The organism is Kineosporia sp. NBRC 101677, from assembly GCF_030269265.1.
Taxonomy (GTDB): domain Bacteria; phylum Actinomycetota; class Actinomycetes; order Actinomycetales; family Kineosporiaceae; genus Kineosporia; species Kineosporia rhizophila.
Genome location: NZ_BSTA01000008.1, coordinates 181,017 through 200,772, shown reverse-complemented (window position 1 = coordinate 200,772; position 19,756 = coordinate 181,017). Strand labels below are relative to the sequence as shown.

Below are 19,756 nucleotides of genomic sequence, written 5' to 3'. Positions count from 1 at the left end.
ACGAAGATGCGCTACAAACGTCCACTGTTGGCCCTGACCTCTCTCGCCCTGCTGACCGCCTGCGGCGGGGGAGCAGACGCGGCGAACGACAGCGCCGGTGGCACCCCGGTCAAGGGCGGCACGCTGCGCATCGCCTTCTGGGACGACGCCCAGGGCTGCATCGACCCGAACCAGGTGTACTGGATCGAGAGTCGTTCGCTGAACCGGCAGTTCGCCGACTCGCTGACCGACCAGGACCCGGAGACCGGCAAGATCGTGCCCTGGCTGGCCACCAGCTGGGAGGTCAACGACGACGCCACCAGCTACACCTTCAAGCTGCGCAACGACGTGACCTTCTCCGACGGCACGAAGTTCGACGCCACCGCGGTCAAGACCGCCTACGACGCCACCCACGCCCTGGGCGCCAAGTCGCTGCTCGGCCTGACCTACACGGCCGGGTACAAGTCCACCGAGGTGGTCGACGACTACACCGTCAAGGTCGACTTCGAGAAGCCGAACAGCGCTTTCCTGCAGGCCAGTTCGACCACCACGATGGCGATCCTGAGCCCGAAGACGTACGAGCAGACCCCCGAGGAACGCTGCACCGGCAAGAATCTCGTCGGCAGCGGCGCCTTCACCCTGGACAGTTACACCGCCGCCACCGAGGCCAAACTGAGCCGCCGCGACGGCTACGCCTGGCCCTCCGAGCTGATCGAGAACCAGGGTGACGCCTACCTGGACGCGATCGAGGTCAGCTACATCAAGGAGGACGGGGTCCGGGTCGGCAGCCTGACCAGTGGCTCGATCGACATCGCGTGGCCGCGCCTGCCGATCTCGGAGGCCGACCAGAAGGTGATCGAGGCCACCGGTGCCGGCATCGAGTCGCGCTCCCTGCCCGGCATCAGCAGCAGCCTGATCCCGAACGTCAGCGCGGGCAAGCCGCTGGCCGACGAGAAGGTGCGGCAGGCCCTGCAGAAGTCGATCGACCGCAAGAGCTACGCCAGCACCGTCTTCTGGGACGGCTACCCGGTGGTGAGCGGTCCGTTCGACGAGACCACGCCTTACGCCACCGACTCCTCCAGCGCCCTGGCCTACGACCCGGAGGGGGCCAAGGCCCTGCTGGACGAGGCCGGCTGGACCGCGGGGGCCGACGGCTACCGGGCCAAGGACGGCAAGCCGCTGACCCTGACCATCCCGGTGCAGACCACCACCCCGGGCGACCAGCTGGTGCAGGACCAGCTCAAGCAGGTCGGGATCAAGGTGGACCTGAAGGTGCTGACCCTGGCCCAGTACCAGGCGGCCGCCGCCGACGGTGGCTACGACCTGCTGGCCACCTACTACACCCGGGCCGACCCGAGCGTGCTCGGCTCGGTGCTGGACTCCGAGGTCAGCCAGGCCGGTACGGCCCAGCTCTCCCAGACCGCCGACGTGGCCCCGCAGATCAGCGGCCTGTTCGCCGAGGGCCTGCAGGACGTGGACGAGGACAAGCGGGCAAGCACCTACGCCGACCTGCAGAAGCTGATCGTCGAGCAGGGCGTGATGTTCCCGCTGTACGAGCGGGTGCAGACGGCCGGGGTGGCCGCCAAGGTGCACGGTTTCGCCTGGACCAGTGAGGCCTTCCTACGGGCCAACGACATCTGGATCAGTCAGTGACGAGGTACGTCGCCGGCCGGGTGCTCCAGGCGGTGGTGGTGCTCTGGGCGGTCTACACGCTCACCTTCGGCATCCTCTACCTGCTGCCCAGCGACCCGGTCGAGCTGCAGCTGGCGGCGGCCAACGTCCAGGTGAACGAGCTGACCCCGGCCGAGCTGGCCGCCGCCAAGCAGCAGTACGGTCTGGACCAGCCGCTGGGCCACCAGTACCTGGACCACCTGGGCGGGCTGCTGCGGGGTGACTTCGGCCGGTCCATCTCACTGCACCGCCCGGTCGGCGAGCTGCTGGCCGAGCGGCTGCCCTCCACCCTGGCCCTGGGCGCCGCTGCGATCACCCTGGCCCTGGTGCTCGGCGGGGGTCTGGCCTACCTGGCCGCCTTCGTCCGGGTGTCCTGGCTGAAGACGCTGCTGAACCGGCTTCCGGCGGTGGGGGTCTCGCTCCCGCCGTTCTTCGTCGGCCTGCTGCTGATCCAGGTGTTCGCGTTCGAGCTGGGCTGGTTCCCGGCCACCGGTACCACCGGGGCCGGCAGCCTGGTGCTGCCCGCGGTCACGATGGCCCTGCCCACCGCGGCGCTGCTGGCCCAGGTGCTCACCCGCAGTCTCGACGACCAGCTGGCCGAACCCTATGTGACCACCGCCGCCGCCAGGGGGCTGAGCCGGCAGTACGTGCAGGCCCGGCACGCTCTGCGCAACGCCCTGCTGCCCACGCTGACCCTGCTCGGGTTGCTGCTGGGCGCCACCGTCACCGAGGCCGTGGTCGCCGAGACCGTGTTCTCCCGGCAGGGCGTCGGGCAGATGGCCCAGCAGGCCGTCCTGGCTCAGGACGTACCGCTGGTGCAGGCGATCGTGGTGCTGGCCGCGGCGGTGTTCGTCGTGATCAATCTGCTCATCGATCTGGTGTACCCGCTGTTCGATCCGCGGATCACGCACACACCGCGGATCTCCTAGGAGGACAGGGAATGTCGGTCGATCTCGCACCAGAACTGACGACGCCGGTGGCCGGCGACGCGCTCGGGGAACCGGCGGCGCCGGCTCGCTGGAGAACCCTCACGGCCCGCCCCGGGCTCGTGCTCGCCCTCGTCTACGTGGGTTTCGTCCTGGTCTCGGCCGTGGCGCCGGGCTGGTTCACCGGTCACGACCCGAACGCCACGGCCGGCGCGGACAAGCTGCTGGCCCCCTCGGCCGCGCACTGGTTCGGCACCGACGAGCTCGGCCGCGACCTGTTCAGCCGGGTGCTGCACGGTTCCACGCTGACCATCCAGGCCACCCTCGGGGCGATCGGCATCGCCGTGGTGGCCGGGCTGGCGATCGGCGTGGTCTCCGGCTTCTTCGGCGGCTGGGCCGACTCGGTGCTGATGCGGGTGATCGACGTGCTGCTGGCGATCCCGCGTCTGCTGCTGGCCCTGACCATCGTCACCGCACTGGGTTTCGGCACCCTGCCGATCGCGGTGGCGGTCGGGGTGGGCATCGTTCCCGGCTTCGCCCGGATCACCCGGGCCCGGGTGCTGAGCATCAAGGCCCTGCCCTACATCGAGGCGGCCCGCACCGGCGGGGCGTCCTGGACCCGGGTGCTGGTGCGGCACATCCTGCCCAACAGCTGGGGACCGGTGCTGGTGCTGGCGGTGCTGGACTTCGGGGTGGCGATCCTGGCCATCTCGGCGCTCAGCTTCCTCGGCTTCGGGGCGGCCCCGCCGTCGGCCGAGTGGGGCACGCTGATCTCGCAGGGCCGCAGCTACCTGATCACCTCACCGTGGCTGACCCTGCTGCCCGGGGCCTTCGTCGGGCTGATGGTGTTCAGCCTGAACCACATCTCCCGCAGCCTCGAGGAGCTCCAGCGATGAGCAACGTTCTCGAGATCGAGAACCTCTCGGTCGACTACCACCCGCACCGGCGCCGGCCTCCGGTGCCCGCGCTGCGGGGCGTCTCGCTGAGCATCGCCCCGGGTGAGACGGTCGCGGTGGTGGGGGAGTCGGGCTCGGGCAAGAGCACCCTGGCCTCGGCCGTGCTCGGCCTGCTGCCCGGAACCGGCCGGGTGAGCGGCGGTTCGATCACCGTGGCCGGGAAACCGGTCACCGGCGCCGGCGAACGAGCCCTGAGAGACCTGCGGGGGCGGGTGGTGGCCCTGGTGCCGCAGGATCCGACCGTCACCCTGAACCCCACCCGGCGGATCGGCCCGCAGGTGGCCGAGGCCGTGCGCCGACGGCCCGACGTACCGAAACGCAGTGTGGACGCCGAGGTTCTGGCCGCTCTGACCGCGGCCGGGCTGGACGATCCGGTGCTGCGGGCCCGGCAGTACCCGCACGAGCTCTCCGGTGGCCTGCGTCAGCGCGTGCTGATCGCGGCCGGCCTGGCCGGGGAGCCCGACCTGCTGATCGCCGACGAACCGACCAGCGCCCTCGACGTGACGGTGCAGAAGCGGATCCTGGACCATCTGCAGCGCCTGGTCGCCGAGCGCGGGATCGCGCTGTTGCTGATCACCCACGACCTGGGGGTGGCCGCCGACCGGGCCGACCGGGTGGTGGTGATGCGGTCGGGTGCAGTGGTCGAGAGCGGCCCGGCCGCAACGGTTCTGCGGGCGCCCGAGCAGGAGTACACGAAAGACCTGCTGCGCTCGGCTCCGGGGCTCTCACTCACCGAGCGCCGGGCCCCAGCCGAAACCGCTGAACCTGTCTTGCGCCTGGAGAATCTGTCCAAGGACTACACCCTGCCCGGGGGCGGCAGCTTCCGCGCTCTCGACGGGGTGACGCTCGAAGTGCCGAAGGGCCAGACCCTGGGCCTGGTGGGGGAGTCCGGATCGGGCAAGACCACCGCCCTGCGGGTGGCGCTGGGCCTGGTCGCGCCGACCGCCGGGCAGGTCTGGTTCGGTGGCCAGGACATCACCGGTCTGGGCTGGCGACAGCTACGCCCGCTGCGCCGGCGGTTCCAGCTCGTGCACCAGAACCCGTTCTCCGCCCTGGACCCCCGGTTCACCGTCGGGCAGACGATCGCCGAGCCGCTGGTGTCGTTCCGCATCGGCGACCGGGCCTCCCGCCGGGAGCGGGTGCGGGAACTACTCGACGCGGTGCACCTGCCTCAGAGCTTCGCCGGCCAGCTGCCGTCGGAGCTGTCCGGCGGGCAGCGTCAGCGGGTGGCCATCGCCCGGGCGCTGTCGCTGAAGCCGGAGCTGCTGCTCCTCGACGAGCCGGTCTCGGCCCTGGACGTGCGGGTTCAGGCGCAGATCCTGAGCCTGCTCACCTCGCTGCAGGACGACCTGGGCCTGAGCTACCTGTTCGTCTCGCACGACCTGGCGGTGGTCGCCGGCCTGTCGCACCGGGTGGCGGTGCTGCGCCGTGGTCAGCTCGTCGAGGAGGGCCCGGCCGCGCGGGTGTTCGATGCCCCGCAGTCGCCCTACACCCGGGAACTGCTCGACTCCATCCCCGGCCGGCCGATCGGAGCGAACCCGGTATGAGTACTCGCTATGTCGTGATCGGGGCCGGTGCGATCGGTGCCCTGCTGGCCGCCCAGCTGGAACTGGCCGGCAAGTCGGTGGTCCTGGTGGCCCGGGGCGCCAACCTGGAGGCGATCCGGGCCGGCGGCGTGCGGGTGCGCCGGCCGCGCAGCACCGAGCAGGTCCGGGTGCCGGTGGTCGGCGGGCCTCAGGAACTGCACCTGACCCACCAGGACGTGCTGGTGCTGGCGACCAAGACCCAGGACGCGGAGCCGGTGCTGGCCGGGTGGGCCTGGCTGCCGGTCTCCGACGAGCACGGCCGGCCCACCCTGCTGGCCGCCGACCTGCCCCTGCTCACCTTCCAGAACGGCCTGGCCACCGAGGACCTGGCGGTGCGCCGGTTCGGGCGGGTCTACGGGGTCTCGATCGGCGTGGCCGCCAGCCATCTGACCCCCGGTGAGGTGGTCTCTCCCTCGTACCCGATCGTCGGGGTGGCCTGGCTGGGCCGCTACCGGGCGGCGGATCCGGGCGACGAGGGTGCGCAGTTCGCCCGCGACCTGCGCGAGGCCGGCTACGACGTGAGCCTGGTCGAGGACATCCGCGCCTACAAGGCCCGCAAGCTCCTGCTCAACCTGGCCAACGGCCTGGGCGTGCTGCAGGGCAGCGACACCGAGCGGGAGCAGGCCCGGGCGCTGCTGGTGCCCGAGGCCCGCGCGGTGTTCGCGGCGGCGGGCATCGAGGTCGCCCCCGCGGCGACGGCCCACCTGGTGGTCGAGGAGGTGCCCGGGCACGTCGGCGGGAACCTCTCCACCTGGCAGAGCTTCGCCCGGGGCAGCTCCAGCGAGGTCGACCACCTCAACGGAGAGATCGTCCGGCTCGGCCGGTTGCACGGGGTACCGACACCGGCCAACGAACGGTTGCAACGCCTGCTGGGGGCCCAGGCCGCCGCCGGACTGCCCCCGGACACGAACCGTCTGTCCGACCTGCTCTCCGACTTGATCCCCGTTCCCTGACCACGCGCGAACCAGACGAGACACTAGGTCTGCCGGCATCGGCTGACACGAAGGAAGAAGCATGAGCCCGCTCCTGACCGTTGAGGAACTCCTGGCCCTGCGCAGCAGCGGTTCGCCGCGACTGCTCGACGTGCGCTGGAAGCTCGGTGGCCCGCCCGGGCCGGACGAGTTCCGGGCCGGGCACATCCCCGGCGCCGTCTACGTCGACCTCGACGCGCAGCTGGCCTCGCCCGGCAGCTCCGAGGCCGGTCGTCACCCGCTCCCCACGGCCGCGGCCTTCCAGCAGTCGGCCCGGTCGTGGGGCCTGAACAGCTCCGACACCGTTGTCGTCTACGACGACAACGGCCTGCTGGCGGCCGCCCGGCTCTGGTGGCTCCTGCGCTGGGCCGGGTTCGACGGCGAGGTCCGCCTGCTGGACGGCGGTCTGCAGGCCTGGAAGGAGGCCGGCCAGCCGCTGGCCACGGGCGACGAGCCCGCCCCGGCCGAAGGGGACGTCACGTTGGGCGAGGGCAAGCTCCCCACCGTCGAGGTGGACGAGGTGCCCGAGTTCGTCGAGAACGGCGGGCTGCTGCTCGACGCCCGCCCGGCCGGCCGGTTCTCCGGCGAGGTCGCCTCGATCGATCCTCGGCCCGGCCACATTCCGGGCGCGGTCAGCGCTCCGGCGACCGGAAACCTCGGTGACAATGGACGATTCGCCGCCCCCGACGTCCTCAGGCGGAAGTTCGGGGATCTCGGGGTGAGCGACGACCGGGCGGTCGGGGTCTACTGCGGTTCCGGAGTCACCGCCGCGCACGACCTGCTCGCCCTGGCCGTGGCCGGTTTCGATGCCGACCGGGTGCCGCTGTACCCGGGTTCCTACTCGCAGTGGGCAAGTCGGCCCGACACTCCCGTGGCCACCGGCCCGACCGAGCCGCCGCTCATCGACGCCGCCGAGGCACGCCGAAGGGTGGCCGAGGGAGCGGTGCTGCTGGACACCCGCAGCCCGGGGGGCCGGGAGAAGACCGGCCCGATCGAGGGCGCGATCATCGTCGACCGTGACAACCTTGACGCCGAGTTCGATTTCGGTTCCGCGGAGCGGCACGCCGAGGTCGCGTCGCTGCAGACCCCGATCGTGGTGATCTGCGGATCGGTGAACGGCTCGGGCCCGGTGGCGCAGAACCTGATCGGCCGGGGCTTCGTCAACGTGGCTCACGTGGAGGGTGGCGCGCCGGCCTGGCACGAGCTCGACCGGTGAATGTGCTCTAGTTCACAGCGCAGGTGAAGGGCGGGATCCGCGGATCCCGCCCTTCGTCCTGGCCGGGCTCGAAAGGGCAGGATCGGGAGGAGGAACGGGGTAGCCCTGAGGTCTGGTCGGACCGGGTCTGAGCTCGTTCTTCTGACGGCGAGTTGTCCTGTGAACACCCTGTGATGTGCGTTTCGGGAGGCGATGCATAGGGTCCTTGGGCACGATGGGGCATCATGACGAGTACTGCTGGCTGGTCCACGGACACCGATCCTGGCGTTCGCCCTGCCGTAGCCACTGCGCCTGTTCAGCAGGAGAGGCAGCGGGAGAGTAAGCGCGCCGACATCCAAGGGCTGCGGGCGATCGCGGTCGTCCTCGTCGTCATCTATCACGCAAAGCTTCCCCTGCCCGCGGGTTTCGCCGGGGTGGACGTGTTCTTCGTGATCTCCGGTTTCGTGATCACCGGGCAGATCGAGCGCCTGCGCTCCTCGGGGCGGTTCGGGTTCGGCTCGTTCTACGCCCGCCGCATCCGCCGGTTGCTGCCCGCCATGGTCGTCATGCTGCTGGCCGTTCTGCTGCTCTCGTTCCTGTTCCAGTCGCCGATCGGGGCGCAGTCGACCACGGCCGGCACGGCCCTGGCCGCAGTTCTGCTGGCCGGGAACTTCGACCTGCTGAGCACCTCGGGCGACTACTTCGCCGCCGGGGCGGTGATGAACCCGCTCACCCACGTCTGGTCGCTCAGCGTGGAAGAGCAGTTCTACCTGGTGTTTCCGCTGCTGCTGGCGCTGACCTGGAAGTTCGGCCGAGGTGGGGCGCGCAGCCAGGCGATCGGTCTGGGCCTGCTCACCGCAGCGAGCTTCGCCCTGTCGATGTGGTTGTCGTACGGCGACTTCCGGGTGCACAGCTACCCGGCCTCCGACGTGGCCTTCTACTCCTCACCCACCCGGGCCTGGGAATTCGGCGTCGGCGCCCTGCTCGCGGTGTGGGCCTCGAAGCGGGCCGCCCGCCACTACACGGCGGAGCGCACGGTGCTGCCGGTGGCCCTGGGCGCGGCCGGGCTGGCGCTGCTGGTGTACCTGAACCTCAGGGTGAACGACCAGACGGTCTGGCCCGGCGTCGCCGCGATCGTCCCGGTGGTGGCGACCGCCCTGCTGATCCTGGCCGGGACGGTGGGCGAGGGGCCGATCAAGCGGGTGCTCTCGTCGCGGCCGTTCGTGGTCACCGGTGACCTGTCGTACAGCATCTACCTCTGGCACTGGCCGGCGATCGTGATCGCCACCCTGATCTGGCCCCGGCCCTACACCCCGGTGCTGGCCGCCCTGTTCTCGCTGCTGCCCGCCTACCTGAGCTACCGCTTCGTGGAGCAGCCGCTGCGTCACGGTGGGGTGCGCCTGCCCCGGGTCTACCTGGGCGGTGCGGTTGCGGCCGGCACGGTGGTTGTTGCGGCGGTCACGCTGCAGGTGGCCGGGCCGTGGGCGGTGCCCAACGCGGCTGCCTACGCGGGGCAGCGCGGTGAGCTCACCTTCGGCCGGGAGAACGGCTGTCTGGTGCGCAACCGGTCGTTCGAGGCCGCCGACTTCGACCGCTGCATGGACACCGTGCCCAACGCCAAGGGCTGGGTGATGCTGGCCGGCGACTCGCACGCCGAGGCCTACTCCACCGGCCTGATCGAGGCCGACCGCCGGCTCGGCTACAGCACCCTGGCCCTCACCGGGGCCAGCTGCCCGCTGATGCGCGACGCCCAGCCCAGCCGTGAGGTCGCCAACTGCGGTGAACTGGCCTCGGCGCTGCTCGACCGGGCCACCAAGAGCGACGACCCGCCGTCCCTGGTGGTCGTCGGGCAGTGGGCCCTGGCCCGGCACGACGTCGACGGGAAGTGGCCGCAGCAGCTCAAGCCGGCGCTGCAGGAGCTGACCGAGGCAGGCATCCCGGTGCTCTACGTGATGGACGTGCCGAACTACGCCACCCAGGCGATGAACCGGCAGACCGCGTGCAGCGGCGGCTTCCTGAACTTCGTCTGCGACAAGAGCCAGGAAGACGTGCTGGAGTACCAGGGCACCTCCCGCCAGGCCGAGTGGGACGTCGTCACCAGCGTTCCCGGGGTGAGCGTCTACGACCCGTGGGACCGGTTCTGCAACGGCGACGTCTGCAGCCCCCTGGTCGACGGCGAGCTGGCCTACTGGGACTTCAACCACCTGAACCGGATCGGCTCGCAGGCCCTTACCGACGACCTGAAGACGGCCGTGGGCGCGATCCTCTAGCTGGCCGGCCTCTAGCTGGTCAGAGCCCGGTCCAGTATCCGGGTCAGGCTGGCCACCTCGATCGGCTTCTGCATCAGGTGGGCGTGCAGCTCCTGCGCCGCCTTCCGGTCTTCCTGCAGGTCACGCGCGGTGAGCAGGATGACCGGCAGGTCACGGGACCCGGGCTGGTCGCGCAACTGCCGCAGCAGGTCGATGCCCGAGGCGCCGTGCATGACGATGTCCAGCACCACCGCGTCCGGTACGCCGTAGCGATCGATCGCGGCCAGCGCGGCCGCCGCCGATCCCACACTGATCACCGAGTGGCCCATCCGGGCCAGCCGGATCTCGAGCAACCTGCGGATGTCGCTGTCGTCCTCGACGACCAGAACACTGGACACTTACGTCGCCCCCAATTCCGCGGACGGGATGATCCGTCCTCGATATCGGCGGGGATGCAGGGAACCTTGAGTGTGGATCAGCCGAGGGCGCCGGCCGGGGCGCCCAGATCCAGGATCTGACTCAGGTGGGCCTGCGGGTCGGCCGGGGCGTCGGGGCCCAGCGCATCTTCCATCCACACCCGGAACGCCGCCACCCCCTGCGCGACCATCAGCCGGGTACGCCAGTCGGGGATCAGTACCGGGCCCTCGGGACCTTCCGGCACCGCCCGGTTGACCAGGTCGACGGCCAGCTGGCGCTCCCGGTCGGACAGCCTCACGTAGGGACTGACCCGGACCGCCGACGCCCGGTGGAACCCCCGGAGCTGGTCGCTGTGCTCGATCACGTGCTCGGCCAGGTCGTGCAGGGCCAGGGTGAGCACCGCGATGTCGTCGAGCTCGAGCGGGGCGGTGGCGAAGAACTCCCGGATCCGGACCGCCATCTCGCGGGAGGGCTCGGCCAGCACCTCCTCCTTGGTGGCGAAGTAGCGGAAGAACGTGCGCGGGGCGATCTCGGCGGCCGAGCAGATGTCGGCCACCGTCACGTTCTCGAAGCCGCGCTCGCTGAACAACCGCAGCGCCACCTCGACGGTGATCGCCCTCGAGGCGGCCCGTCGCCGCTCCCGCAGACCCTCGCTCAAGACCAGGCCTCCCACTCGCTCACACCTACCGGCTGCCACCGGAAAGAACGAACGAGCGGTCTCCCGTGTCCCCGACGCCGCGGTGCCTCAGACCACACCACTCAGAAGGCGGTGTACTCCAGCCAGACGTAGCGCACCGGCTGAGGCGCGTTCCACTCCGCTTCGCGGGCCTCGTCCACCCGGCCGAAACCGGCGCCGAGGTAACAGGCCTGGGCCGCCGAGTTGTCCGGGTGCACGCGCATCACCAGAGCCCCGAACCCGGCCCGGGGCACGAGGGAGCGCACCAGCCGCCGACCGAAACCCTGACCTCGGCAATCGGGCGCGACGATCAGGTGGGCCAGCTCGGACTCGCCCTCGTCGGCGTCGTCCCAGATCTCCCCGTAGGCAATAGGTTCCGTGCCGTGGTACAGCACGAAACCGTGAGCGTCCGGGTCGTCCGCCCAGGACGAGACCAGCGACGGCGGGACCGGGTACGGGGCGCCCGCCCACCACCTCGCCTCCTGCTCCGAGGTGGCCCAGGAAGCGACGAGTTCAGCCTGCTCCGGACCGACGGTCCTCAGCACTGCGTGGTGATCGTGGTGCAGTGCTCACCGGGTTGCTCCAGATCGGCCGCGCCGGTGCGCGCCCGGTGCGACGTCACCAACATCATCGACCCGACGGCGATGGCGAGCGCCGAGATCAGCGCGATCTTCACCCAGCGGCGTTCGGACACGATCAGACCACCAACAGCACCCACGACAAGTCCCTCCAACTCGCGTAAGCCCCATACCCTACGCATGTCTTTGGTTACCGTAGGAAAACCTCAGGAAAATTGGGTGGTACCGGGGAACCGGACCTGCCTGAGCTCAGGCGCACGAGGCACACCGGTCACCGGCGCCCCAGTCGTACTGCCGACGGCAGACCGGGCAGAACACCCGGGCGTCCTCCTCGTCCCGCGCGAGCTGCCAGCCGATCAGGATCTGCAGCACGTCCTCGCCGGTCAGGCCCCAGGCGGCGTTCTTCTCGGCGACCCGCTCCTGGGCGTCGGCCAGTGTCGGCCCCCAGACCTCGTCCACCCCGTCCCGGGTCAGCCTCGAGTACCGGATCTGCCCTTCGACGATCACCCGGGGGAAGAACCCGCCCTCGGTCGCCGACGGCGTCATGATGATGCCGTTGGCCCGCTCGATCACCGGGATGACGACGCATCGTCGTGCCCCCATCTGCTGCCACCCCTCCCGCCGTAGCGAACCAAGGGGGCAAGACTCGCCGAGGGGAGGCGGGTGGGCGACCGCCGATCGGGTGAAGAGCGGTCAGATCGCTCAAGCCGGCAGGCGGACCCGCCGATCGGCCGGGGTTGAGGTCTGACCACCGACCGCCGGCCAGGACAGCCCGGTCAGTACCTCGAGTACGGCCTGGCTCACCCCGCTGCCCGGCACCACCTGCGAACCGGCTGACCAGGGGCCGGCCGAAGCGGCGGGCGGATCGCCCACCACCACGCAGGCCGTGGCCACCGACGAGGCCAGGTGCATCTCGTCACCGGCTCCGCCGAGGAACAGGTCACTGTCGGCCAGAAGCGCCAGGAGGGTGCGAGGGTGAGCCCGGCCGATCGCGCTCACCAACGGAATCGAGGGGTCGAGCGTCCTCAAAAAATCCTCGGGCGAACTGGTTTCGCCGATCAGTGCCAACCGCACCGGAACCCGGGCGTGAACCGCGTTGACGACGGCCGCGCAGGACTGCGGGGGCCAGTCGCGCGCGGTCAGATTCACGGCGATCAGTGGGCCCGGCGACGGGGCCAGGGGGGAGAGCAGGCTGCGCGCCGCGGCCCGGTCGGCCGGACCGATCAGGGCCAGACCAGGAGCGTCGTAGGTGTCGGGGGTGATGGTGATCCCCAGCGCCGAGGCCAGCCGCTCACTGTGCCGCAGCGCATGGGTCTGCGGGTCGCCCGGGCTGACCGGATCGGTGAGCAGGCCCCGCTCGTCCCCGGAAAAATAGTCGGCGGGATCGAAACCGACCACGCGAAGTGCGGCGGTGCAGGCCACATATCGGGTGCCGAACGGCTCGGCGTCGGGCTGGGGGAGGATCGCCAGATCGAAGCGCCCGTGCAACGGACGGCTGTGGTGCAGTAGGCGGCGGCCCAGGCGCCAGCACCGCACTTGGCCGGAAAGCGATCCGGACCAGGTGCTTTCCAGGTCGGGCCAGGCGACCACCTCGTCGACGAGGGCACCGCCGCGCATCATCTCACCGCGGGAGCCCCCGGTCAGCAACGTGATCCGGGCCAGGGGCCAGGCCGAGCGCAGAGAGGTCAGGAGCGGCAGGGTCATGGCCAGGTCGCCGACCTCGTCGGTCCGGATCACCAGCACCGACCGGGGCGACGCCTCGACCGCACCGGTCTCGACCACCGGTGAGAAGCGCTTGATCAGCCGGCGGAAGTTCCCCGGCGACACCCGGCACCGAGGCCGCCGAACCTTGGTCTGGACAGTCTCCACGGTCGACTCCTCGGCGGCCGGGGCCGCCGCCTTGATCACAGCTGGGCGGGCAGTTCGGTCCGTAGGTCGATGGTCGCGCGGTCGGCGTCCACCATTAGCCGGGCCAGCTCCGGGGTGAGCACCTTCGGCGTCCAGCCCAGGATGTCCCGGGCCTTCGAGGCGTCGCCGATCAGCGAGTCCACCTCGGTCGGGCGCAGGTAGCGCTCGTCGAACCGGACGTACTTCTCCCAGTCCAGGCCGACGTGCTCGAACGAGAACTGCAGGAAGTCCCGCACGGTGTAGGCGGTTCCGGTGGCCACCACGTAGTCGCTGGGCTCCTCGGCCTGCAGCATCAGCCACATCGCCTCGACGTAGTCCTTGGCGTAGCCCCAGTCGCGCACCGCGTCCAGGTTGCCCATGTACAGGTAGTCCTGCTTGCCGGCGACGATGTTGGAGACCGCCATCGAGATCTTGCGGGTCACGAACGTCTCGCCCCGGCGCGGGCTCTCGTGGTTGAACAGGATGCCGTTGGTGGCGAACATCCCGTAGGCCTCGCGGTAGTTGCGGGTCATCCAGTACGCGTACACCTTGGCCGCGCCGTAGGGGCTGCGCGGCCAGAACGGGGTGTTCTCGTTCTGCGGCGGCGGGGTCGCCCCGAACATCTCCGAACTGCTGGCCTGGTAGTAGCGGCACTCCAGGCCGATCATCCGGATCGCCTCGAGCAGCCGGGTGGAGCCCACCCCGGTGCTCAGCCCGGTGAACTCCGGCTCGTCGAACGAGACCCGCACGTGCGACTGCGCGGCCAGGTTGTAGACCTCGTTGGGCTGCACCTTCTCCAGCAGCGTGACCAGCCGCGAGCCGTCGGTCAGGTCGCCGTAGTGCAGGAACAGCCGGGCCCGCGGGTCGTGCGGGTCGACGTAGAGGTGGTCGATCCGCGAGGTGTTGAACTGCGAGGAGCGGCGCACGATGCCGTGCACCTCGTAGCCCTTCTCCAGCAGCAGTTCGGCCAGGTACGAACCGTCCTGACCGGTGATCCCGGTGATCAGGGCCTTCTTCGAAGTCTGCAAAATGCCGCTCCTCGCCAGGATGGACGGGGGTGCCCACCGCCCGCGTCACTGATGGCGATGAGCTGATTCCGTTGGGTAGCCGATTCTGTCCGTACCGTAGCGTGATGGGACGATCACGGAGAGCGGTTACTGCAGGGTTTGGCCAACCTCCGGCGTTTGCCCGATGCGCCGTGTGCTGGTCGTCAGAACTGATGGTCACCGAATGAGCACTCATAGTTCCCTTGCTCGGGTACCGTTCGGGGTCATGACCACCCTTCCGTCCTCCCTCTCCTCGGCGGACCTCTCGGTCGAGCGCACCCCTACGTCGAGCGGGCCCCTGCTGACTCCGGACATGAAGGTCTACGTGGCCGGTCACCGGGGCCTGGCCGGGTCGGCCGTCTGGCGCGCGCTGGCCGCCCGCGGGTTCGGCGACCTCCTCGGGGCCACCTCGGCCGAGGTGGACCTGCGCGACCGGGCCGCGACGACGGAGTTCGTCCTGGACAACCGGCCCGACGTGATGGTGGTGGCCGCCGCCCGGGTGGGCGGGATCCTGGCCAACGACACCTACCCGGCCGAGTTCCTGTCCGACAACCTGCGGATCCAGGTCAATCTGATGGACGCCGCCCAGCAGGCCGGGGTGCAGCGCCTGCTCTTCCTCGGCTCCTCCTGCATCTACCCGAAGTTCGCCGAGCAGCCGATCAAGGAGTCCGCGCTGCTCACCGGCGCGCTGGAGCCCACCAACGACGCCTACGCGATCGCCAAGATCGCCGGGATCATGCAGGTCCAGGCGATCCGCAAGCAGTACGGCCTGCCCTACGTCAGCGCCATGCCGACCAACCTGTACGGGCCCGGCGACAACTTCGACGCCACCAACTCGCACGTCCTGCCGGCCCTGATCCGCCGTTTCCACGAGGCGAAGCAGACCGGGGCCGAGGAGGTCAGGATCTGGGGCTCGGGCACTCCGCGGCGCGAGTTCCTGCACGTCGACGACCTGGCCTCGGCGCTGGTCTTCCTTCTGGAGCACTACGACTCGCCGGAGACGATCAACGTCGGCACCGGCGTGGACGTCACCATCCGGGAACTCGCCGAGACGATTGCGGACGTCGTCGGCTGGGAGGGGCGGTTGTCCTTCGACACCTCCAAGCCGGACGGCACACCGCGCAAGCTGCTGGACGTGTCCCGCCTGCGAGGGCTCGGCTGGGCCCCCACGGTGTCGCTGCGCGAAGGGGTGGAGAGCACCTACCGCTGGTTCACCGACAACCTGGACAACATCCGGATCGAAGACGGTCTGGTCGGCCTGGGTAGGTGAAAACGGCTTGACCCCTGGGGAACCATCGATCTCATGGAGACTTCAGAACTCAGGCGTCACCTCGGGATCGAGTACTCGCGTCTTCGGTCGGTGCTGCCGGCCGACTCGTCGCTGACCGGGATCCGGGTGCCGTCGTGCCCGGACTGGTCGCTGGACGACCTGGTGCAGCACGTCGGCGAGGTCTACTGGCACAAGGTGGACTGCATCCGGCTCAACGCCCGGCCCACCGAGGAGCCGGACCTGACCGGGCTGAGCAGCCTGCAGGTGCTGGAGCAGGGCTGGGCCCGGCTGAACGAGACCTTCGACGAGTACCCGCCCGACGCCCCGGCCTGGACCTGGTTCGAGCCGGACCAGAGCGTGGCCTTCTGGATCCGGCGGATGGCCCACGAGACGGCGGTGCACCGGTTCGACGCCGAACTGGCCGTGGGCACCCCCACCGAGATCGAGGCCGGCCTGGCCGAGGACGGCATCGACGAGGTGCTGGTGGCCATGCTGGTCAGCGACATCGAACCGGGCGACTACCCGGCCGGACGGCCGGACCTCGAGGTGCGCACCCCGTCCCGTTCGTGGTTCGTGCACTTCGAGCCGGGCGGGCTCGAGGTCTCGGCCGACGGACGGGCGGGCACCACGATCCGCGGCGGGGCCTCGGACCTGGAACTGTGGCTGTACAACCGGATCGCCGGTGAGAAGCTCAGCTACACCGGCGATCTGACCGGGATGGGTCTCCTGCGGGACCTGATGCTCAAGGCTACGCAGTAGCCGGTACGGCGAAACCGTAGGGCAGTTCCAGTCGGTAGCGGGCCAGCAGTTCCGGGTCGCTCAGCAGTTCGGCGGTCGGGGCGTCGGCCTGGATCCGCCGGTCGGCCAGGATCACCGACCGCGGGCACAGCTGCAGGGCGTACGGCAGGTCGTGGGTGATCATCAGCACCGTGACGTCGAGCCCGAGCAGGATCTCGGCCAGTTCCCGGCGGGCGGCCGGGTCGAGGTTGCTCGAGGGCTCGTCCAGCACCAGCACGTCGGCGTCCATGGCCAGCACGGTGGCCACGGCGGCCCGGCGGCGCTGCCCGAACGAGAGGTGGTGCGGCGGCCGGTCGGCCAGATCGGTCAGGCCCACCTTCTCCAGCGCCGACTCCACCCGGGCGGCCGTCTCCGCCGCACTCAGGCCGAGATTGCGTGGCCCGAAAGCGATGTCCTCGCGCACCGTGGGCATGAACAGCTGGTCGTCCGGGTCCTGGAAGACCAGACCCACCCGCCGCCGGATCTGCTGCAGGTTCTCCTTGACCACCGGCACCCCGTCGATCCGCACCGAGCCGTCGGTGGGCCGGAGGATGCCGTTCAGGTGCAGAGCCAGGGTGGTCTTGCCGGCGCCGTTGGGGCCGAGCACGGCCAGTCGCTCGCCGCGCTGAACGGTCAGATCCACCCCGTCCAGGGCGGCGTGACCGTCCGGATAGCTGAACCGCAGCCCTTCGACCGCCACTGCCGGGTTCATCGCGCTCCTCCTGTCAGCACCGCGACGGCGGTGACCACGGTGAAGAGCAACGGCAGGCTCAGACCGGTTGCCCAGACCACGGAAGATGCGCCCGGGCCGTCCGTTCCCGGCATCCCTCCGTCGTACCCACGCGAGAGCATGGCCAGGTGCACCCGCTCGCCCCGTTCGAAGCACCGCACGAACAACGCCCCCGCACTACGTCCCAGAACCGGCCACTGGCGGATGTCCCGGGCCACGAAACCTCTTGACTCCCGGGCGATCCGCATCCGCCGCAGCTCGTCCGCCACCACATCGGCGTAGCGGATCATGAAGCTCATGATCTGCACGATCAGCGTGGGCATGCGCAGACGTTCCAGACCGGTCAGGATCTCCCGCAGACCGGTGGTGGCGGCCAGCAGGACCGAGACGGCCAGGCCCAGCGTGGCCGTGGCCACGAGTTCCCAGGCGCTCCAGAGACCTTCGATGCTCATCGGTACTCCGAGCACCTCAGTACGTTCGCCCGCAGCGACGAAGGGCAGGAGCAGGGCGAAGACCACGAACGGGAGTTCGATCAGCAGGCGCCGGGCGATCAGGCCGGGTGGGATCCGGGCGACGGCCGCCAGCAGTGCGATCACCCCGGCGAAGACGCCGAAGGCCCAGAACTGCGACCCGGGCGCGGCAACGATCGCCAGCACCGAGAACAGGGCGGCGACGAGCTTCACGTGGGCCGGCAGGCGATGCAGCACCGAGGTGCCCGGAACCAGCAGGCCCTGGTGTGCGTGACCGCCACTCATTCGCCGGAGCTCTTGCTCCGGCGCACCACGAAGACCAGGGCGGAGGCAGCCAGGAACGTCACCCCGACGCCGATCACCCCGGCCAGCCCGCCGGAGAGCCGGGCATCGTCCACACCGCTCACCCCGTAGTCGGCCAGGGGTGAACCGCTCAGGTCGTGCTCCTTGGCCTGGGCCGAGATGCCGTTGTCCTCGCTGACTTTCTCCAGGCCGTCGGGTGAGCTGCTGGCGTAGTAACTGACCACGCCGGCGAAGAGCAAGCTGACCAGGAGCAGACCGACCAGCAGGTTTCGGGTACGCATCAGATCAGGCCTTCCAGCTGGCGGAGACCGGGCCCCAGGCGGCGGGCCTGCCGAGATGGACCAGATCGGGTCGGGTACTGGCGATCGCCCCCACCGTCAGCGCGGTGATCAGGCCCTCACCGATCCCGATCAGGGCGTGCACACCGACCATCGCCCCGGTGACCCGGGCGAGGTCGACGTCGGTGGTGCCGCCCAGGGCGTAGAACAGGACGAAGACCAGGCTCGCCCCCACCACCGAGACCCCGGCGGCCAGACCGGCCGCGAGGGCCGTGCCCAGCCGGGCCTTGAGCAGCAGCCGGGCCAGCGGGTAGCCGATCAGCACGGTGGCCAGCGCCATGGTGGAGATGTTGACCCCGAGCGCGGTCAGGCCTCCGTCGGCGAAAAGCACCGCCTGGACCAGCAGGACCACGGAGACACATAAGGCTCCGGTGAAGGGCCCGACGAGCACCGCGGCCAGGGTGCCGCCGAGCAGGTGACCGCTGGTTCCGCCGGCCACCGGGAAGTTCAGCATCTGCACGGCGAACACGTAGACCGCGACCAGGCCGGCCAGCGGCGCCGTGCGGTCGTCGAGCTCACGGCGGGCGCCCCGCAGGCAGAGCGCGACCCCGCCGACCGCGACCACCCCGGCCGCGATCGAGACGGGGACGTCGATGAATCCGTCCGGTGCATGCATGGCGGTGATCCTGACCCTTCAGGGACGGATGGTGTCTGGCCAGCACAGATTGGCTCAGTTGCACATGCTTTGCAATAACTTCGGCCGAACCAGTTTCGGTACTAGCCGGAGTGCCGGACCACCAGATGCGTCGGCAGCACCACGTCGGACACCGGCTCGCCCGGGTTCTCGATCATCCGGGACAGCGTCTGCACCATCCGGGCCCCCATGTCCTCCACCGGCTGGTGCACGGTGGTCAGGCTCGGACTGGTGTAGAGGCTGGTGGGGGAGTCGTCGAAGCCGACCACGGCCACGTCCTCGGGCACCCTCCGCCCGGCCGCCGCGAGTTCGGCCAGGGCCCCGATCGCCATCTGGTCGGAGGCGCAGAAGATGGCATCCAGACCGGGAGCCCGCTCGAGAAGCCTGCGTGCCCCCACTCGTCCACTGTCCTCACTGAAGTCGCCGTGCTCGATGAGCTCGGGAAGGCCGTGCCGGGCCAGCGCCGAGGTGTACCCCTCGAGCCGCAACTGCCCGGCGGTCATGTCCAGGGGACCGGTGATCGTGGCGACGCACCGACGGCCTCCGGCGATCAGGTGCTCCACCGCGGCCGCCGCACCACCTGCGTTGTCCATGTCCACGAAGGGCAGCGTGACGTTCCGGTTCGGCCGGCCGCCGAGCACCGCGGGCACCCCGCGGGCGGCGAGCTGGTCGGGCAGCGGGTCGTCGCCGTGGATCGAGAGCAGCAGCACGCCGTCGACGTGCTGCCGGCTCAGGTAGTCGTTCAGCCGGCCCCGGTCGGACTCGTGGGCGATGGCCAGCAGCAGCTGCCGTGACGTACCGGCCAGCGCATTGCTCACCCCCCGCACCACCTGGGCGAAGAACGGCTCCCCGAACAGCCGGTCCTCCGACTCCGAGACCACCAGGGCCACCACGTCGGTGAGCTGGGTGACCAGTGACCGGGCGGCCCGGTTGGGCACGTAGCCCAGATCGTCGACCGCGCGCAGCACGGCGTTCCGGGCCGTCTCGCTGACCTGCAGCGAGCCGTTGATCACCCGGGACGCCGTGCCCCGCCCGACCCCGGCCCGCTCCGCCACTTCTTCCAGCGTCGGGGGCCGGTTGCGCCTGTTCATTCAGCC

19 protein-coding genes and 1 pseudogene are annotated in these 19,756 nt (G+C 70.3%); 9 read left to right on the top strand and 11 right to left on the bottom strand.

Annotation, left to right across the window (positions count from 1 at the left end):
- Positions 1-6: 6 nt before the first annotated feature.
- From QSK18_RS23505 to QSK18_RS23475, 7 genes are all read left to right on the top strand, one after another.
- Positions 7-1,632 (top strand): ABC transporter substrate-binding protein, encoded by a 1,626-nt coding sequence (locus tag QSK18_RS23505; protein ID WP_285623401.1) that lies wholly within the window; start codon positions 7-9, stop codon positions 1,630-1,632.
- On the top strand, positions 1,629-2,579 hold the full coding sequence (locus tag QSK18_RS23500) for an ABC transporter permease (RefSeq protein WP_232809899.1): 951 nt from the start codon (positions 1,629-1,631) through the stop codon (positions 2,577-2,579). Before QSK18_RS23505 ends, QSK18_RS23500 begins: the two co-directional genes overlap by 4 nt.
- Positions 2,580-2,590: 11 nt before the next feature.
- On the top strand, positions 2,591-3,472 hold the full coding sequence (locus tag QSK18_RS23495) for an ABC transporter permease (protein ID WP_285623397.1): 882 nt from the start codon (positions 2,591-2,593) through the stop codon (positions 3,470-3,472).
- Entirely contained in the window at positions 3,469-5,079 is a 1,611-nt protein-coding gene (locus tag QSK18_RS23490) for a dipeptide ABC transporter ATP-binding protein (RefSeq protein WP_285623394.1), read from the top strand. The genes QSK18_RS23495 and QSK18_RS23490 overlap by 4 nt, the downstream gene beginning before the upstream one ends.
- A complete protein-coding gene (locus QSK18_RS23485; protein ID WP_285623390.1) occupies positions 5,076-6,071 on the top strand; it encodes a ketopantoate reductase family protein in 996 nt (331 codons plus the stop codon). The genes QSK18_RS23490 and QSK18_RS23485 overlap by 4 nt, the downstream gene beginning before the upstream one ends.
- 61 nt (positions 6,072-6,132) lie before the next feature.
- Positions 6,133-7,305 (top strand): rhodanese-like domain-containing protein, encoded by a 1,173-nt coding sequence (locus QSK18_RS23480; RefSeq protein ID WP_285623384.1) that lies wholly within the window; start codon positions 6,133-6,135, stop codon positions 7,303-7,305.
- A gap of 224 nt (positions 7,306-7,529) precedes the next feature.
- Positions 7,530-9,554 (top strand): acyltransferase family protein, encoded by a 2,025-nt coding sequence (locus tag QSK18_RS23475; protein WP_285623381.1) that lies wholly within the window; start codon positions 7,530-7,532, stop codon positions 9,552-9,554.
- An 11-nt stretch (positions 9,555-9,565) separates the two neighbouring features.
- Here the strand turns inward: QSK18_RS23475 and QSK18_RS23470 are convergent, their stop codons facing one another.
- The 7 genes from QSK18_RS23470 to gmd form a co-directional block, all read right to left on the bottom strand.
- Positions 9,566-9,931 carry a response regulator gene (locus QSK18_RS23470; RefSeq protein ID WP_285623378.1) on the bottom strand — a complete coding sequence of 122 codons (366 nt, stop codon included), beginning with the start codon at positions 9,929-9,931 and terminating at the stop codon, positions 9,566-9,568.
- Positions 9,932-10,008: 77 nt separating this feature from the next.
- The gene (locus tag QSK18_RS23465; protein WP_232809906.1) at positions 10,009-10,608 is read right to left on the bottom strand and encodes a TetR family transcriptional regulator; all 600 of its coding nucleotides are present in this window, start codon (positions 10,606-10,608) and stop codon (positions 10,009-10,011) included.
- Between the two features lie 101 nt (positions 10,609-10,709).
- Entirely contained in the window at positions 10,710-11,171 is a 462-nt protein-coding gene (locus tag QSK18_RS23460; RefSeq protein WP_232809907.1) for a GNAT family N-acetyltransferase, read from the bottom strand.
- Entirely contained in the window at positions 11,165-11,344 is a 180-nt protein-coding gene (locus QSK18_RS23455; protein WP_232809908.1) for a hypothetical protein, read from the bottom strand. The genes QSK18_RS23460 and QSK18_RS23455 overlap by 7 nt, the downstream gene beginning before the upstream one ends.
- A 109-nt stretch (positions 11,345-11,453) precedes the next feature.
- On the bottom strand, positions 11,454-11,807 hold the full coding sequence (locus tag QSK18_RS23450) for a hypothetical protein (RefSeq protein ID WP_232809909.1): 354 nt from the start codon (positions 11,805-11,807) through the stop codon (positions 11,454-11,456).
- A gap of 99 nt (positions 11,808-11,906) precedes the next feature.
- Positions 11,907-13,073, bottom strand: coding sequence for a glycosyltransferase family 9 protein (locus tag QSK18_RS23445; protein ID WP_285623372.1), 1,167 nt, complete (start codon positions 13,071-13,073; stop codon positions 11,907-11,909).
- Positions 13,074-13,108: 35 nt separating this feature from the next.
- Complete coding sequence (gene gmd / locus QSK18_RS23440; protein WP_232809911.1) at positions 13,109-14,119, bottom strand: GDP-mannose 4,6-dehydratase; 1,011 nt, start codon at positions 14,117-14,119, stop codon at positions 13,109-13,111.
- 244 nt (positions 14,120-14,363) lie between these two features.
- Between gmd and QSK18_RS23435 the strand changes: the two genes are divergently transcribed.
- Positions 14,364-15,407, top strand: a complete 1,044-nt coding sequence (locus QSK18_RS23435) for a GDP-L-fucose synthase family protein (RefSeq protein WP_285623361.1) — start codon at positions 14,364-14,366, stop codon at positions 15,405-15,407.
- Positions 15,408-15,440: 33 nt separating this feature from the next.
- Entirely contained in the window at positions 15,441-16,166 is a 726-nt protein-coding gene (locus QSK18_RS23430; protein ID WP_232809912.1) for a maleylpyruvate isomerase family mycothiol-dependent enzyme, read from the top strand.
- Here QSK18_RS23430 and QSK18_RS23425 read toward each other — a convergent pair.
- The 4 genes and pseudogenes from QSK18_RS23425 to QSK18_RS23405 form a co-directional block, all read right to left on the bottom strand.
- Entirely contained in the window at positions 16,156-16,896 is a 741-nt protein-coding gene (locus tag QSK18_RS23425) for an energy-coupling factor ABC transporter ATP-binding protein (RefSeq protein ID WP_285623359.1), read from the bottom strand. The two genes, QSK18_RS23430 and QSK18_RS23425, sit on opposite strands and share 11 nt — an antisense overlap.
- Complete coding sequence (gene cbiQ, locus QSK18_RS23420) at positions 16,893-17,669, bottom strand: cobalt ECF transporter T component CbiQ (RefSeq protein WP_285623356.1); 777 nt, start codon at positions 17,667-17,669, stop codon at positions 16,893-16,895. The genes QSK18_RS23425 and cbiQ overlap by 4 nt, the downstream gene beginning before the upstream one ends.
- A pseudogene (locus QSK18_RS23410) lies at positions 17,666-18,641 on the bottom strand (energy-coupling factor ABC transporter permease). Before QSK18_RS23410 ends, cbiQ begins: the two are co-directional and overlap by 4 nt.
- Positions 18,642-18,742: 101 nt before the next feature.
- Positions 18,743-19,750, bottom strand: coding sequence for a LacI family DNA-binding transcriptional regulator (locus QSK18_RS23405; protein ID WP_285623350.1), 1,008 nt, complete (start codon positions 19,748-19,750; stop codon positions 18,743-18,745).
- Positions 19,751-19,756: the final 6 nt, after the last annotated feature.